12 protein-coding genes are annotated in these 15,706 nt (G+C 72.9%); 11 read left to right on the plus strand and 1 reads right to left on the minus strand.

All coding sequences use genetic code 11. The features are described from left to right. Positions 1-148: 148 nt before the first annotated feature. The gene (locus tag FBY41_RS04225; protein WP_141842116.1) at positions 149-607 is read right to left on the minus strand and encodes a GyrI-like domain-containing protein; all 459 of its coding nucleotides are present in this window, start codon (positions 605-607) and stop codon (positions 149-151) included. A gap of 256 nt (positions 608-863) precedes the next feature. Here FBY41_RS04225 and FBY41_RS04230 point away from each other — a divergent pair, with 256 nt between their 5' ends. The 11 genes from FBY41_RS04230 to FBY41_RS04280 all read left to right on the plus strand — a co-directional run bounded on the left by FBY41_RS04230 (position 864) and on the right by FBY41_RS04280 (position 15,616). Continuing rightward, positions 864-1,655, plus strand: a complete 792-nt coding sequence (locus tag FBY41_RS04230; RefSeq protein ID WP_141842117.1) for a dioxygenase family protein — start codon at positions 864-866, stop codon at positions 1,653-1,655. A 528-nt stretch (positions 1,656-2,183) separates the two neighbouring features. Further along, positions 2,184-3,443: a toxic anion resistance protein gene (locus tag FBY41_RS04235; RefSeq protein WP_141842118.1), complete on the plus strand. Its 1,260-nt coding sequence runs from the start codon at positions 2,184-2,186 to the stop codon at positions 3,441-3,443. A 104-nt stretch (positions 3,444-3,547) separates the two neighbouring features. Further along, positions 3,548-4,144 (plus strand): hypothetical protein, encoded by a 597-nt coding sequence (locus FBY41_RS04240; RefSeq protein ID WP_141842119.1) that lies wholly within the window; start codon positions 3,548-3,550, stop codon positions 4,142-4,144. A 29-nt stretch (positions 4,145-4,173) separates the two neighbouring features. Then, positions 4,174-5,793, plus strand: coding sequence for an AAA family ATPase (locus FBY41_RS04245; RefSeq protein ID WP_141842120.1), 1,620 nt, complete (start codon positions 4,174-4,176; stop codon positions 5,791-5,793). Then, the gene (locus FBY41_RS04250) at positions 5,790-7,145 is read left to right on the plus strand and encodes a hypothetical protein (RefSeq protein ID WP_141842121.1); all 1,356 of its coding nucleotides are present in this window, start codon (positions 5,790-5,792) and stop codon (positions 7,143-7,145) included. Before FBY41_RS04245 ends, FBY41_RS04250 begins: the two co-directional genes overlap by 4 nt. Continuing rightward, a complete protein-coding gene (locus tag FBY41_RS04255) occupies positions 7,142-8,212 on the plus strand; it encodes a glutamate ABC transporter substrate-binding protein (RefSeq protein WP_141842122.1) in 1,071 nt (356 codons plus the stop codon). The genes FBY41_RS04250 and FBY41_RS04255 overlap by 4 nt, the downstream gene beginning before the upstream one ends. Next, positions 8,212-9,417, plus strand: coding sequence for a hypothetical protein (locus tag FBY41_RS04260; RefSeq protein ID WP_141842123.1), 1,206 nt, complete (start codon positions 8,212-8,214; stop codon positions 9,415-9,417). Before FBY41_RS04255 ends, FBY41_RS04260 begins: the two co-directional genes overlap by 1 nt. Beyond that, positions 9,414-11,855: a serine/threonine-protein kinase gene (locus tag FBY41_RS04265; protein ID WP_141842124.1), complete on the plus strand. Its 2,442-nt coding sequence runs from the start codon at positions 9,414-9,416 to the stop codon at positions 11,853-11,855. Before FBY41_RS04260 ends, FBY41_RS04265 begins: the two co-directional genes overlap by 4 nt. Further along, a complete protein-coding gene (locus tag FBY41_RS04270) occupies positions 11,852-13,405 on the plus strand; it encodes a PP2C family serine/threonine-protein phosphatase (RefSeq protein ID WP_260439548.1) in 1,554 nt (517 codons plus the stop codon). Before FBY41_RS04265 ends, FBY41_RS04270 begins: the two co-directional genes overlap by 4 nt. Beyond that, positions 13,398-14,687, plus strand: a complete 1,290-nt coding sequence (locus FBY41_RS04275; protein WP_141842125.1) for a vWA domain-containing protein — start codon at positions 13,398-13,400, stop codon at positions 14,685-14,687. Before FBY41_RS04270 ends, FBY41_RS04275 begins: the two co-directional genes overlap by 8 nt. Next, a complete protein-coding gene (locus FBY41_RS04280) occupies positions 14,684-15,616 on the plus strand; it encodes an FHA domain-containing protein (protein ID WP_141842126.1) in 933 nt (310 codons plus the stop codon). Before FBY41_RS04275 ends, FBY41_RS04280 begins: the two co-directional genes overlap by 4 nt. Positions 15,617-15,706: the final 90 nt, after the last annotated feature.

Below are 15,706 nucleotides of genomic sequence, written 5' to 3' on the forward strand. Positions count from 1 at the left end.
TTCTACTTCCCGCATCTCACGTGCAGCGGATTCGTCGCTGCATCGGCGTGGACGCGGCTTGACCGTAACAGCAGGTGTCAAGGTCGGCCGCATCGCATTCACACCTCGGCCGTATGCCGTGAGGCCGGGTTGCGGGGGGTGCGCGCCCTCAGGCGGTGGGCCAGACGATGAGCGTGCGCCACGTCGAGGGGTCGGGCTCGTTGCCCGGGTCGGTGAGGTAGCTCTCCCACATGACCGGCCCGGGCGTGGCGCCGTGCTCGGCCATCCAGGCCTCGATCTCGGCGTACGTGCCCGTCATCGTGTCGTACGGCCCGACGTGCAGGGCCTCGACGGCGCGACCACCCGGCAGGGTGCTCGCGACGACCCCGCCGGTGTCGGTGATGGGCGCCGCGACGGGGAAGCCCGCCTCGACGTCGACGGTCTCGCCGGGCATGCCGTGGTAGGCGCCGAACGGAGGTCCGACGGGCGCATCACGCTGCGCCCGGATGACGCGCATCGCGTCCTCGAACGCCCGGGCGAAGAAGCTCGTCAGCTCCGCCATCGGCACCTGCTCGTGCACGACCGCGGTGTGCTGCTCGGTCAGGTCGACAATCCGGATCTCGGTCATGCCACGACGTTCGCACGCTGCAGTGCCCTCCCGACAGGGCCGAAGGGCCCGCTCCAAGGCGGCCCCGGGCCGACGAGCTGCTCTCTCGATTGCCGTTCCGGCCTCGGGGACCTGGGGCGGGCACCCGACGACGTGCTCTTTCGATCGGGTGTTTGTGACGGCCGGCTGCGGAGACACTGCTGCTGTGGACATACAGAGGTGGCGGGCGGCGTTCCCGTGATAGTTTAGAGTTCAACAATTAGTGGAAGGACCCGTCATGACCACCCCCGTGCTCTACCTCAGCCACGGCGCCCCGCCGCTCGCCGACGACGAGCGCTGGACGGCCGAGCTCGCCGCCTGGTCGGGCGACCTGCCCAAGCCCAGCAACGTGCTCATGGTCTCGGCCCACTGGGAGGACGCACCGACGACGCTCGGCAGCACGACCGGCGCGCCCCTCACCTACGACTTCTGGGGCTTCCCGCAGCACTACTACGAGGTCACCTACGAGGCGCCGCCCGCTCCCGGGCTCGCCGACGAGGTCACCAAGCTCCTCACCGCACCGGGCCAGGCGTCGAGCACCTCGGTCCACCGCGACGAGTCCCGTGGCCTCGACCACGGCGCCTACGTGCCGCTCAAGGAGATGTTCCCCGACGCCGACGTGCCGGTGCTCCAGATGTCGATGCCGACCCTCGACCCCCGCGGCCTCTTCGAGATCGGCCGTCGCCTCGCGCCGTTGCGCGACCAGGGCACCCTCATCGTCGGCTCGGGCTTCACGACCCACAACCTGCGGTGGTTCAACCCGCACGCAGGTCCCGACGGCACCCCGCCGCAGGCGAGCGCCGAGTTCGACCACTGGGCGCAGGAGGCCATGAAGGCCCAGGACGTCGACAGCCTGCTCGACTTCCTCGACAAGGCCCCCGCTGCCCGCGAGGCGCACCCGCGCACCGAGCACTTCGCTCCCCTCTTCGTCACCCTCGGCGCGGCGTACGCGTCCGGCGGGCTCGACAACACGAGCGTCATCGAGGGCTTCTGGTTCGGCCTGTCGAAGCGCTCCTGGCAGTTCTCCTGAGAGCCGGCCGCACGGCATACCGGCTCTGGGTGCCCGCGCCGCCTCCGGCGTCGGTCACGTCGCATCTCTCGGGAACTCACCGGTAATCCCCATCCGTTCTCCGAGTGTGGGGCCCACACTCGCGACCGCGGCTCGGAACCTCCCCTGACTCCGAGCTGCGGTCGCCCTTCAGGGAGTCCCCGGGACCGGCCCCCTGACTCCGGCCCCGGGGTCGTCCCGAGGAGGGGTCGGGGACGACCCTGACGGCGCCTCGGAGCCCACTCCGGAACAACCCCGGAAGCCTCCCCGGAACCTGGGTGGAACCGTGCGAATGCCTGCCCCGTCCCACGCGCGCGGCACGTAGAGTGGCCGTACGCCAGCGGGCGTGTGACGCGGGCCCCCAGCGACACCACAGCGACACCCCAGCGACACCACAGCAGCTCACCGGGGGCCCCGTCGTCGCCTTCGCATCCCGTATGCCGCTGTGCGCGTGAGGACTTCGGTCACGTCGCCGACGTGGCCGGCTCAGAGGGAAGGACCCCGTTCGAGATGACCGACCAGCCCGCCGCCCAGGCCGCCCAAGCCGCGCAGGTGCAGCCGCTCGCGCCGCCGACTGCCGACGCCTTCATCCTCACGGCGCCGGCTCCTCCGGCGCCCGTCGCCGAGACCGCCGCTCCCAAGATGGCACCCGCGGTGCCCGAGGCCGCACTGCCCGGGCTCGACGCCAAGGTGGACACCTACCTCGACTCGCTCCTCAAGGCGGCCGCGCGCTCGCCCGAGTGGGAGGCCAAGGCGACCGACGTGCGCATGATGGGCAACGACGAGGTGAAGTTCGCCGCCGAGAGCAGCAACCGCATGCTCCAGATGCCGGTCAAGGCTCTCGAGGAGGGCGGCCTGTCGGGCAACTCCAAGGTCGGCAAGACGCTGCTCGACCTGCGCCGCACCGTCGAGGACCTCGACCCCGGGCAGGCCACGGGCTCCAAGCGCTTCCTCGGCGTCATCCCCTTCGGCGACCGGATCAACGACTACTTCCGCAAGTACCAGTCGGCGCAGAGCCACCTCAACGGCGTCCTCCACGCCCTCCAGTCCGGCCAGGACGAGCTCGTCAAGGACAACGTCGCGCTCAACCTCGAGAAGAAGGCGCTCTGGGAGTCGATGGGCCGGCTCAACCAGTACGTCTACGTCGCCGAGCGGCTCGACGCGAAGCTCGCGGCACAGGTCGCGACGCTCGAGGCGACCGACCCCGACAAGGCGAAGGCGCTGCGCGAGGACGTCCTCTTCTACGTGCGCCAGAAGCACCAGGACCTGCTCACCCAGCTCGCGGTGTCGATCCAGAACTACCTCGCGATCGACATCATCATCAAGAACAACATCGAGCTCATCAAGGGCGTCGACCGGGCCACGACGACCACCGTGTCTGCCCTGCGCACCGCCGTCATCGTCGCGCAGGCCCTCAACAACCAGCAGCTCGTCCTCGACCAGATCACGGCGCTCAACACGACGACCTCGGGCATCATCGAGCGCACGTCGGAGGCGCTCAAGCAGAACTCCGCGCGCATCCAGGAGCAGTCGGCGAGCGCGACCCTGTCGATCGAGTCGTTGCAGAAGGCCTTCGCCAACATCTACGAGACGATGGACACCATCGACCAGTTCAAGGTCCGAGCCCTCGACAACATGGCCGCGACGATCGGCACCCTCGAGACCGAGGTCGCCAAGTCGCGCACCTACCTCGAGCGGGTCGCCACGCAGGACGCGCGCCGCGCCGACAACGTCGCCCCCGGCCTGCTCGACCTCGGCACCGGTCGGTGAGGGGGCGGGTCGCCGACGTGGCGGCCGCTCGACGAGGATGGGCGGGTGCGGCACGGACGCGGGCAGCGGTCCCGCTCCGGCAGGAGAGGTAGAGGGGAACAGACGTGGGGATCCGGTCGTGGTTCGGGTTGGACAAGCCCGAGGCACCGGAGCCGCCGCGCCCCGGGCCGCCGACGACCGAGCAGCTGCTCGCCGCGCTCGACGCGATCGAGCAGCAGGCCCGCGACGGCAAGGTGCCCGGCGTCGTGCTCTCCCGGCTGCTGCGCGTGACCGGCATCGTGCGCCAGACCCTCCCCCGCCTCGCCACCCTGGGCCTCGGCAGCGCCCAGGGGTTCAGCGTCATGGCGACCGCCACCGACTACCTGCCGGTCGCGATCGGCAACTACCTGCGCCTGCCCCGCGACTGGGCTGACAGCCGCCCCATCGCGGGTGGCAAGAGCTCGGTCATGCTGCTCGTCGACCAGCTCGACCTGCTCGGCACGACGATGGACAAGGTCTACGACGCCGTGTGCCGTGCCGACGCGGAGGCGATCATCGTGCACGGGGCGTTCCTCGAGCAGAAGTTCGGGCAGGCCTCGACCGGAGGGGTGCTCGGGCTCGGGCCCGACGCCGTGCAGGCCGCGCCGCCACCGTCCAGCACAGCGTCCAGCACGCCCTCCAGCACGCCCACCAGCCCCTCCCCCCTCGCCCCGCCGGAGTGACGCATGAGCCGACCGACGAGTTCTGACCGATGAGCGCCAGGTCCCGCCTCGCCGAGAGCCTCGACGACCTCAGCGACATCGCCGCCGAGGCCGGGCTCGACCCGGCCGCCGCGCGCGACGAGGGGCTCCGGGTCGCGGCCGCTCTCGCCGAGTCGGTGCCCGGTGCCGCGACGGAGTGGGCGCGCGTGGCGCACCCCGGCGTCACCGACCTCGGCCGGGTCAACGAGGCCTTCTTCGACGCCGCCTCGAGCGCGCGGCGCTGGCGCGGCGCCCCGACCGACCTGCTCGAAGCCCTCGTCGCGTCGCGCAGCCGCCTCGCCGTCGAGTACGCCGAGGCGCTCACCGAGGTCGCCTCGTCGGCGGTCATGCTCGGCACCGCCCCGATCTGGGTCATCGCCAACGCCTCCGTCGCGTCCGCGGCCTACCTCGACGCGGCGCAGGGCGGGGCGCTCCACGTCCCGAGCCCCCCACTGGGTGCAGGGCTCTCCGGAGGCCCGCTCGACGGCATACGGCAGATGCCCGCAGGCGCTCTCGGGCTGCCCGACGTGCTCCGCCCCAACCTCCCCGGCCTGCTCGACCCCTCCCTCGGCACATCGCGTGACCCGCGCGTCGATCCGCCTGCGGCGCAAGGCGATCCGGCCGCTCCCGGAGCCCAGGCCGCCGCAGACGGCGCCACCCCCGCACCCGAGCCGGAGAAGCCGGCCGAGCCGGAGAAGTCCGTGGAGGAGCTGCTCGCCGAGCTCGACGCGATGATCGGGCTGGCGCGGGTCAAGAAGGAGATCCACCGCCAGGTCGCCCTGCTCACCGTCGAGAAGATGCGCACGCAGGCGGGCCTCAAGGCGCCGCGGATGAGCCGGCACCTGATCTTCGTCGGCAATCCCGGCACCGGCAAGACGACCGTCGCCCGGCTCATCGGCGCCATCTACCGGGCGCTCGAGCTGCTGCCCCAGGGCCAGCTCGTCGAGGTCGACCGCAGCGAGCTCGTCGCCGGCTACGTCGGGCAGACCGCGATGAAGACGGCCGAGGTCTGCGCGCGGGCCACGGGCGGCGTGCTCTTCATCGACGAGGCCTATGCCCTCACCGGCGACCAGTACGCCGAGGAGGCGGTCAACACCCTCGTCAAGGAGATGGAGGACCGCCGCGAGGAGCTCGTCGTCATCGTCGCCGGCTACCCCGACCCGATGGTCCGCTTCATCGGCCAGAACCCCGGGCTTGCCAGCCGGTTCACGACGACGATCGAGTTCGACGACTACACCGACGAGGAGCTGCTTGCCATCCTCGACTCGATCGCGGCGGGCTCCGACTACGAGCTGACTCCCGAGGCGCGCACCCGCGTGGGCCACATCCTGCAGGCGACCCCGCGCACCTCCGCCTTCGGCAACGGCCGCTTCTCGCGCAACCTCTTCGAGCAGGCGGTCGGACGGCACGCCTGGCGGCTCAAGGACGCGACGGAACCCACCCGCGACGACCTACGTCTGCTCACTGCCGACGACTTCACCGAGCAGCCAGACGAGCCGGTCGAGACCGAGGTGCTCGAGCCGCCCGACGCGACGGATCCGGCGCCGATCAGGGCAGACCCTGATGGTCCGGAGCCGGTCGATGAGGCAGTCTCGGACGAGCAGACCGCCACGAGCGAGGACACCCGATGACGAGCGCACCGACGAGCAGGCCGACGACGAACATCCCCGTCGCGATCCCCGCAGGCGCGCCGTCGGGCGCGCCGGGCACCGGCACCGGTCCCCGGACGATCGCGGGCAGCATCCCGGGCGCGCGGTCGATCGCCTCGCGCCTGTTGCACGGCACCCCCGGCCGGATGCGCCTCTACATGGCCCTCGGCGTGGTCGCGGCCATCGTGCTCGGAGCCGTCAGCGCCAACGCGCTGCTCTCGTCGCAGGCCGCCGTCGAGCGGGCCGCCAACAACACGGCACAGGTCGTGCGCGCACAGTCGATCCACGTCGACCTGCTGCGCGCCGACGCCGTCGCGACCAACGCCTTCCTCATCGGCGGCCTCGAGACGCCGGAGTCCCGCGCGCGCTACGAGGACGCGATGGCACGCGTCGCCACCGGCATCGCCGAGGCCGCCGCCGCCCAGCCCGCCGACGGCGCCGCCCTCGGCGCTCTGTCGCAGCAGGTGCAGACGTATGCCGCCCTCGTCGAGCAGGCCCGCACCAACAACCGCCTCGGCCTGCCCGTCGGTGCGCAGTACCTCACCCAGGCGAGCGCCGGCCTGCGCGCCGACGCGATCCCGATCATCACCGCCGTCGTCGCGGCCAACGACCAGCGGGCCCGAGACGAGTTCGACCGCAGCAACTCGAGCCTCCAGCTCGCGGCGGGCCTGCTCGCCCTCATCGGGCTCGTCGCGATCGCCGTCTGGCTCGCCAAACGCACGCACCGCTACCTCAACGGGCGCCTCACCGGCGCGATCGCGCTGCTGCTCGTCGCCCTCGTCTTCACCCTCGTGCAGGTGGCCGGGGTCGGGTCGGCCACCCGGGCCGTCGCCGACGGGGACTTCGGGCAGACGGTGACGCTGGCCGAGGCGACGACGAGCGCCAACGACGCCCGTGCCAACGAGAGCCTCACCCTCATCCGCCGCGGCTCGGGCGCCGCCAACGAGAAGTCGTGGAAGGCCGACGACCAGGCCGTGCGCGCCGCCCTCGCCGACGTCTCCGACTCCGACTCCGACCTCGAGACGCTGACCTCGCAGTGGAGCGACTACGCGGCGGTGCACCAGCAGGTGCGCGAGCTCGACGACAACGGCCAGTGGGACAAGGCGGTCGCGATGTCGACCGACCCCAGCGCCAAGGGCTCCGACGGCACCTTCACGACCTTCGACACCGCCGTGACCCAGGCCCGGGACTCCGCGGGCAAGGACGCCGTCGCGCGCCTGGGCGAGCTGGCCCGCACGGCGCCCATCGCGGCCATCGGCGTCGCCCTCGCGGCGCTGCTCGCCGCCTGGCTCGTCGTGCGCGGTATCGGACAGCGGATCGAGGAGTACCGATGAGCACGAACCCCCCGCCCACCGCCACGCCAGGGCATGGCGGACGTCGCGGCTCACGATCCGGGGCACGGCCCCACGGGAGGCGTCCCCACGGCGCACGGCTGCGCATCGTGGGCGCCGTCGCCGCGCTGTGCGTCAGCGCGCTCGCCGCGTGCTCGAGCGTCACCTACGACCCCACGGCCCTGCCGACCAAGGTGACCCCGAGCGCCACCCCGTCGAAACCCGGCACGCCGGCGCCGGCCTGCACCAACGCCACCCAGTCCTACGACCCGCTCGCCAGCATCCCCAGCCGCGGCCAGATCAGCGACGCGCGGGTGCGCAAGATCCTCGAGCGCGGCTACCTCATCGTCGGGGTCTCGGCCGACACCTACCTCTTCGGCGCCCGCGACCCGTTCACCTCGCAGATCACCGGCTTCGACATCGACATGGCCAAGGCCGTCGCGACGAGCCTCTTCGGCAGCCCCAAGCTCCAGCTGCGCGTCATCACCGCCAACGACCGCTTGCCGCTGCTCGAGGACGGCTCCGTCGACATGGTGGCCCGCAACATGTCGATGACGTGCGACCGGTGGACCAAGATCGGCTTCTCGTCCGAGTACTACCGCTCCGGTCAGAAGGTCCTCATCTCCAAGAGCCTGCTCTCGGCCGACAAGAACGCCGCCGACTGGGGCCTCGCCGACCTCAAGGGCAAGCGGGTCTGCGCGCCCACGGGCACGACGTCCCTCGCCAAGCTGCAGAGCGTCGAGGGCCCGATCCCCGTGACGGCCCCCAACCACACGGGATGCCTCGTGCTGCTCCAGCAGGGCAAGGCCGACGCCATCACCGGCGACGACACGGTGCTCGCCGGGCTCGCCGCCCAGGACCCCAACACCGTCATCACGAGCGCCAAGGCGATCACCGTGGAGCCCTACGGCCTCGGCTTCAACAAGGACAACGTCTACCTCATCCGCTACGTCAACCGGGTCCTCGCCGACCTCGTCGCCGACGGGCAGTGGAAGGCGATCTACAACCGCTGGCTCGCCGCGCCCCTCGGCCCGGCACCGGCTCCCCCGACCCCCGTCTACGGGCGCTGATGACCGCCGCTCCTGCTCACACCCCCGACCAGTCCGGCGTCGCCGCCCCGGTGGCGCCGGGCGCCCTCGGGGTGCCCGTCCAGGCGGGCGAGGCGCAGACCTACCTGAACGCCCTGCGGCTCTGGGTCGCCCAGCGCCGGGCCGACCTCGGCGAGGTCGACCGCGCACTGCTGCGCCTCTCGCCCGCGGAGCAGTCGTCGATCACGACCGACCTCACCGTCGCCCTGACCTTCTGGAAGGCGGTGAGCGACCGCCTGACGCTGCTCGAGACGACCTTCGACGGCGGCCGGGTCGGGCCGAAGGAGGCCGAGCGGCTCTCGACCCTCATCCACGGCCGGCTCGACTCCAACACCTCCGAGCACCTCTCGCTCCCCTCGAGCGGCTCGCTCGCGGTCAGCCTGCCCGAGGCCTGCCGGCTGCTCGACTCCCTGACCCGCACCCTCCAGGCCCGCGCGTCGCTCGCTCCCGGGGCCGCCGAGGCATCGCAGCGCATCACGGTGGCCCGCGCCGGGGTCGAGCGCATCCGCGACCAGGTGCCACTCGTGCCGGTCGGCGCCCAGCGCGACGCGGCCGCCGACAAGCTCGCCCGCCTCGACCGGCGCATCGAGGACCTGCTCTCCCGGGCCCGGCGCGGCGCCGACGTCGGCGGGGTCATCGGTCCCCTCGAGATCGACATCGCGGTGCTCGAGCGCGACCTCATCGTCGCCGCCGCCGAGCGCGCCTCGGCCGCCCGCAGCCGGGTGCGCACCCAGCAGCAGATCGAGGAGCTCGACGCGCGCGCCGCCGCCATTCGCGCCCTCGAGCGCTCCTGCGTCGAGGCCATCACGCCGGCGCCCCACCTCGCGATCCCCAACGTGCGCGCGCTGGGACCGGTGCCGCAGGCGGCAGCCGAGCTCGCGGCATACCGCGACCGGCTCGAGAGGGTCTCGCGGGCGCTCGACCTCGCCCACGAGCGGTATGCCGCCGGGCTGGCCGAGCGCGACGAGGTCGTCGGGCTCGCCGGCGCGCTGTCGGCGATGGCCGCAGCGGCGGCCGTGCCTGCCGAGCTCGAGCCCGACCTCACCGACCTGCGCCGGCGGCTCGACGAGACGCTCGCGCAGACGCCCCTGCCGCTCGTGCGGGCCCGCGCTCTCGCCGCCGCCTACCAGTCCTATCTCGACGTCGCCACGCGTTCCACGCCCCGCCCCCAGAAGGGTCGCCCATGAAGTGCACCCAGCCCGGTTGCTCCGGCACCATCGTCGACGGCTACTGCGACGTCTGTGGCATGGCCGCGAGCAGCCCCGCATCGACCGGCGCCGCGAGCACCTCGTCGGCCCCCGTCGGACCGTCCGCGACCGCCGACCCGCCGTCGGTGGCCACGGCCCCCCACCCCGCTGCGCTGGTGGCGGCGGGACCGAGGATCCCCGAGGGCGGCGCCTGCCTCCAGCCGGGCTGCACCGGCACGATCGACGCCGGCTACTGCAACGTCTGCGGCACCCCGGCCGACCAGCAGGCCCCGGCAGCACTCGCGAGCAGCGGCCCGGCCGGCGACCCCGGCGACGCGCCCGGCGCCGGGCCGGAGCTCTCGACACGCTCCTCCGCGTCGAGCAACCTCGCCTCGGCTGCCATGGGCTCCAAGCGCGCCCGTGAGCTCGGCTCGGTCGCCACCCGCCGCACCGGCGGGTCGCAGCGGCTGCGCTCAGCCCGCCTCGGCGGAGGCATCACGACCGTGCGCCCGGCGCCCGAGATCGACGCCGCCAAGGCGCTCCTCACCAACCCCTCGGTGCCGGAGAACAAGCGCTTCTGCCCCAAGTGCGGCGAGCCCGTCGGACGGGGTCGCGACGGCAAGCCCGGGCGCTCGACCGGCTTCTGCGCGAAGTGCCGCTTCCCCTTCTCGTTCGACCCGAAGCTCCAGCCCGGCGACCTCGTCGCGGGTCAGTACGAGGTCGCGGGGTGCCTCGCGCATGGTGGCCTCGGCTGGATCTACCTCGCCCGCGACAAGAACGTCTCCGACCGCTGGGTCGTGCTCAAGGGCCTGCTCAACTCGGCCGACCCCGACGCCCTCGCGGCCGCCATCGCCGAGCAGCGCTTCCTCGCCCAGGTGTCGCACCCGAGCATCGTCGAGATCTACAACTTCGTCACCCACGACGACGCCGGCTACATCGTCATGGAGTACGTCGGCGGCACGTCGCTCAAGTCGATCCTCAAGCAGCGCATGCAGCACACCGGTCGCTACGACCCGCTGCCGGTCGACCAGGCCCTCGCCTACATCCTCGAGATCCTGCCGGCCTTCCAGTACCTCCACGACCTCGGCCTCGTCTACTGCGACTTCAAGCCCGACAACATCATCCAGGTCGGCGACGAGGTCAAGCTCATCGACCTCGGTGGCGTGCGCCGCACCGACGACGACGACTCGGCGATCTTCGGCACGGTCGGCTACCAGGCGCCCGAGGTGGCCGAGCTCGGTGTCTCGGTGGCCTCCGACATCTACACGATCGGGCGCACCCTCGTCGTGCTGACGATGGAGTTCCGTGGCTACCAGACGACCTACCTCAACGTCCTTCCCGCGCAGGACACCGTGCCGGTCTTCCAGCGCTACGACTCCTTCTACCGGCTCGTCGCCAAGGCGTGCGCGCCGAACCGCGACGACCGTTTCGTCTCCGCCGACGAGCTGCGCTCGCAGATGATCGGCGTGCTGCGTGAGGTCGTCGCCCTCGACCAGGGATCGGGCGCCGCGACGACGACCGTCTCCTCGCTCCTCTTCGACGTGCCGACCCCCGGCACCGAGCCCGACGACTGGCGCAACCTGCCTGCCCTGCGTCGCGACCCGCACGACCCGATGGTGGGATGGCTGCAGACCGTCAACGGCACCCCGTCCGAGCGCCTCGAGCGCCTCATGACACCGCCGAAGAACTCCACCGAGGTGCTCCTCGAGCGGGCCCGCACCGCGCTCGACGCCGGCAAGCGCGACGTCGCCGAGGCCACCGCGAGCGAGCTGCTCGTTGCCGACCCGTGGGAGTGGCGCGCCGTCTGGATCCAGGGGCTCGCCGCCCTCGAGCGCGGCGATGCCCGCGGAGCCCAGGCCTCGTTCAACGCCGTCTACGGCCAGGTGCCCGGAGAGCTCGCGCCGAAGCTCGCCCTCGCCCACGCCTGCGAGAAGGCCGGCGACGACGCGGTGGCCGAGAACCTCTACATCGCGTGCGCCCGCACCGATGCGACCTACGTGCCGATGGCCGCTTTCGGCCTCGCCCGCATCCGCGCCGCGCGCCGCGACGTCGACGGCGCCGTCGCGGCATACCGCCTCGTGCCGGCCCAGTCGAGCGCCTTCCGCACGGCGCGGGCGGGGCTCGCCGAGCTGCTGACGCGGTCGAACCGGGGGCTGCCCGATCTCGCGGAGGCGATGCGCACCCTCGAGGACGCCTCGCTCTCGGCCCGGCGCAAGGCCGAGGTGACGACGCTCATCTACCGCGAGGCCCTCGCGACCGTCGAGTCGAGCGGCAACAAGGCCGACGTGCACATCGGCGTCCACAAGGCCACCCCGACGAGCCTGCGTCTCGGCCTCGAGGACTCGCTCCGCGAGCTCGCGAAGCGCACCCCCGATCTCGGCGAGCGCGTCGCCCTCGTCGACGAAGCCAACGCCATCCGACCTTGGAGCCTCTGGTGACCGACACCCCGACGGGCGCGCCCGCGTCCGCTCCGTTGCCCGCCGCCACGCCCGAGGCGACCCAGCCCGGTGAACGCAGCTGCCCAGTGTGCGGCGCGGCCAACCCCTCCGGGGCGAGCTTCTGCGAGGCGTGCGGCAACGACCTCAACGCACCCGCGACGCCGCCGCCGTCCGGGCTGCCGCAGGCGAGCCTCCTCCCCCAGGCGGCCGCCCCCGCCGGTATGCCGTTCGGCGGGGCCTCTGAGGCGGCCGCGGACGGGCAGCCGGGACAGCAGGGCCAGCAGGCTCAGGGCGACGGACTCTCGCCCGACCGCGACGCCGCGTCGGGTGCGACCGGTGCGACCGGTGCGACCGGTGCGACCGGTGCGCCGGTGACCAGCGGTGTCGCCGGGGCGACGGACGTGCCGCGGGCGAACGGCTCGTCGCCCCCGGCGGGTGCAGCCGTGACCGTGACCGCCGGCGCACCGGCCGACGGGCTCGTCGCGGTCGCGACCCCGCAGACCGCGCCGGCCGGAGAGGAGTCGCCCCTCGACGTCGGGTGGACCGGCCCGGTGGCGTCCGCGGCCGTCGACGGCGGGGACGCCGAGGATGACACGCTGTGCCAGGCCTGCAGACTGGGCCACATCGTCGACGGCTACTGCGACCACTGCGGCACCCCGCCCCCGGACCCCCGCTTCCACGTCACCGACGCAGCGGCCACCTGGGTCGGCGGCGTCTGCGACATCGGCAGACGGCATACGCGCAACGAGGATGCGATGGCGCTGCGAGCCGCCGAGCCGGCCGGCTCACGCGCGGTGCTCGTGGTCTGTGACGGCGTCTCGATGGCGACGGACTCCCACATCGCTTCGCTCGCGGCCGCCCAGGCGGCCCGCGCGGTGCTCGACCAGCCGTTCCCCAAGGGCGCCGGCACGCCCGACGCGTGGGCCTCGGCGGCCGGCCGGGCGCTCACGCTCGCGGTCCACGAGGCCAACGCGGCGGTGAGCGTCACCGTTGCCGACGACGTGCCCAACCCGCCGTCGTGCACCTTCGCGGCCGCCGTCGTCGAGGACGGCGTCATCGTCGCGGGCAACGTAGGCGACAGCCGCGTCTACTGGCTTCCGGACGCCGACGAGGAGCCCGCGGCCCAGCTCGGCCGCGACGACTCCTTCGCCCAGGAGGAGATGGCGAGTGGCGTGCCACGGGTCGAGGCCGAGTCCGGCCCGCACGCGCACTCCATCACCCGCTGGCTGGGGAAGGACTCGCCCGACGACCTCACGCCGCACCTGACGACGCTGACCCCGACGAGCGGCTGGCTCATGGTCTGCTCCGACGGCCTGTGGAACTACTGCTCGGAGGCCGAGGACCTGCGGACGCTGTTGCGCGAGAGCGCAGCCCGCGTCGGCGAGGAGCCGGCGGTGCTGGCCCAGGCGCTCGTCGACTTCGCCAACGAGCAGGGGGGCCGCGACAACATCACGGTTGCTCTTGCGAGACTGGCTGGACAAGGATCGAATGACACGCACGGGGCTGCCGAGGCGACCGCCCCCAACGAAGGGACTCCGATCGATGGCTGACTTCAGGACTGAGGTGTTCCAGAACGAGTTCCTGCCCGACGGCGGCACCGACCTGCACGCCATCGTGCGCGTGACCTCGACGGGAGCCTCGGCTGCGGGCTCGGGCACGGCTCCGATCGACCCGGGCTCTGCGGCGGAGGTCATCCTCATCGACACCTCCGGCTCGATGGGCCGGCGCGGGGTGCAGGCCGCCGGGGTGGCCGCCAAGGCGGCCCTCGCCGAGATCACCGACGGCACCCTCTTCTCGATCGTCTCCGGCAACGGCACGGCCCAGATCATCTACCCCTACAGCCACCAGGGCGCCCTCGTGCCGATGTCGTCGCACACCCGCGGCGAGGCCAACCGCGCCATCGACGGCCTGCGTGCGCAGGGCGGCACCGCGATGGGCACGTGGCTGACGCTGGCGCGCCAGATCTTCGCGACGGTCCCGCACGTGACGAAGCGGCACGCGATCCTGCTGACCGACGGCGTCAACGAGGGCGAGACCCCCCAGTCCCTGGCGGCCGCCGTGCAGAGCTGCATCGGCGTCTTCCAGTGCGACTGCCGCGGCGTCGGCGACCAGTGGCGGGTCGAGGAGGTCCGCGGCATCGCGTCGGCGCTGCTCGGCACCGTCGACCTCATCCCGGCGCCGGAGGAGATGGCGGCGGAGTTCGAGGCGATGATGCGCGCGTCGATGGCCCGTGGCGTCGCGAACGCCGAGCTGCGCGTCTGGGTGCCGCAGGGCGCCGAGCTGCTCTTCGTCAAGCAGGTGTCCCCGACCCTCGAGGACCTCTCGACCCGTCGCACCGAGGTCAACGCGCTGACCGGGGCCTACCCCACCGGCGCGTGGTCGGACGAGAGCCGCGACTACCACGTCGCGGTGCGCCTGCCCGCCCGCACCCTGGGGCAGGAGCAGCTCGCAGCCCGGGTGCAGATCACCCTCGGCGGCGAGCCGGTCACCCAGGCCCTCGTCAAGGCCAGGTGGAGCAACGACGAGGCGCTGACGACGCGCATCGACCCCGCGGTGGCGGCCTACACCGGGCAGGCCGAGCTCGCGCAGATGATCCAGGACGGCCTCGCCGCCAAGGCGTCCGGTCAGGACGAGGTCGCGACGGCCAAGCTCGGCCGCGCGGTCCAGCTCGCGAGCGCCACCGGCAACGAGGAGATGACGACGCGCCTGCGCAAGGTCGTCGAGATCGACGACGCCGACACCGGCACGGTGCGCCTCAAGAAGGGGGTCACCAAGATCGACGAGATGTCGCTCGACACGGCCTCGACGAAGACGAGCCGGGTGCGCCGGTGAGTGCGGTCTGCCCCAACGGGCACACGTCCGAGTCGGAGGACTACTGCGACACCTGCGGCTCGCCGATCGACCTGGCAGCGCAGCCCGCTGCGTCGTCGACCGCGGGGGCGTCATCGGCCGGGGCCGCCGGGGCTCCCGGGGCTTCCGGCGCGCCCGGGCCGGTTGTGCCGCCCGGGTCCGCGACCGCGTCGGGGGCTGCTGCCGGCTCTCCATCCCGCTCGTCGCTCGACCTCGAGCCGCCGCCCGGAACGCCGGGCAGCGCGCCCGCGGGTGCTGGCGAGGGCGCCGGTGGGACCGCCGCGCCCGCGGCGCCGGCCGGGCCGACCACCCTCGAGTGCCCCAACTGCCACACCGAGAACGCCGACGGAGCCCTCTTCTGCGAGGCCTGCGGCTACGACTTCACGACCGGCGCCATGCCGCGCGACCCCTCGGCTCCGGCCGACGGGGGCGAGGCGTCCGACGGTGCGGCGACGGGCGCGGCACCTGCGGCCGGCGGCGGTGAGCAGCCGAGCACCTTCGAGTGGCTGGCCGAGGTCTGGATCGACCCGGACTGGTACAAGACCCAGGAGGCCGAGGACCCCTGCCCCTCCCCGGGGCTGCCGGTCATCGTGCCCCTGCGCAGCAAGAGCGTCCTGCTCGGCCGCGTCTCGACGAGCCGCAACACCCACCCCGAGCTCGACCTGTCGTCCGACCCCGGCGTCAGCCGCCGTCACGCCCAGCTCACGACCGACGGCTCCCGCTGGTTCGTCGAGGACCTCGGCTCGTCCAACGGCACCTATGTCGCGCCGGCCTCGGGCCCGCTTCCCGAGCACGCGATCGCCGTCGGGCCGCGCACCGAGCTGAGTGACGACGACCGGCTCTACGTGGGCGCGTGGACCCGCGTCGTCGTCCGCAAGGCGACCCCCGACGAGGTCGAGGCCTACACCTGACCCCGCACCAATCGAAAGAGCAGTTCGTCGGTCGACCCCGCCCCGATCGAAAGAGCAGTTCGTCGGGCGACCCCGCACCAATCGAAAGAG

The organism is Humibacillus xanthopallidus (assembly GCF_006716675.1).
Classification (GTDB): domain Bacteria; phylum Actinomycetota; class Actinomycetes; order Actinomycetales; family Dermatophilaceae; genus Humibacillus; species Humibacillus xanthopallidus_B.

What these genes read in the sequence shown, in the direction of transcription:
- FBY41_RS04230 (WP_141842117.1), top strand. Translation starts at nt 864, where the DNA reads ATGACCACCCCCGTGCTCTACCTCAGCCACGGCGCCCCGCCGCTCGCC.
- FBY41_RS04275 (WP_141842125.1), top strand. Translation starts at nt 13,398, where the DNA reads ATGGCTGACTTCAGGACTGAGGTGTTCCAGAACGAGTTCCTGCCCGAC.
- FBY41_RS04255 (WP_141842122.1), top strand. Translation starts at nt 7,142, where the DNA reads ATGAGCACGAACCCCCCGCCCACCGCCACGCCAGGGCATGGCGGACGT.
- FBY41_RS04235 (WP_141842118.1), top strand. Translation starts at nt 2,184, where the DNA reads ATGACCGACCAGCCCGCCGCCCAGGCCGCCCAAGCCGCGCAGGTGCAG.
- FBY41_RS04245 (WP_141842120.1), top strand. Translation starts at nt 4,174, where the DNA reads ATGAGCGCCAGGTCCCGCCTCGCCGAGAGCCTCGACGACCTCAGCGAC.
- FBY41_RS04225 (WP_141842116.1), bottom strand. Translation starts at nt 607, where the DNA reads ATGACCGAGATCCGGATTGTCGACCTGACCGAGCAGCACACCGCGGTC.
- FBY41_RS04265 (WP_141842124.1), top strand. Translation starts at nt 9,414, where the DNA reads ATGAAGTGCACCCAGCCCGGTTGCTCCGGCACCATCGTCGACGGCTAC.
- FBY41_RS04260 (WP_141842123.1), top strand. Translation starts at nt 8,212, where the DNA reads ATGACCGCCGCTCCTGCTCACACCCCCGACCAGTCCGGCGTCGCCGCC.
- FBY41_RS04250 (WP_141842121.1), top strand. Translation starts at nt 5,790, where the DNA reads ATGACGAGCGCACCGACGAGCAGGCCGACGACGAACATCCCCGTCGCG.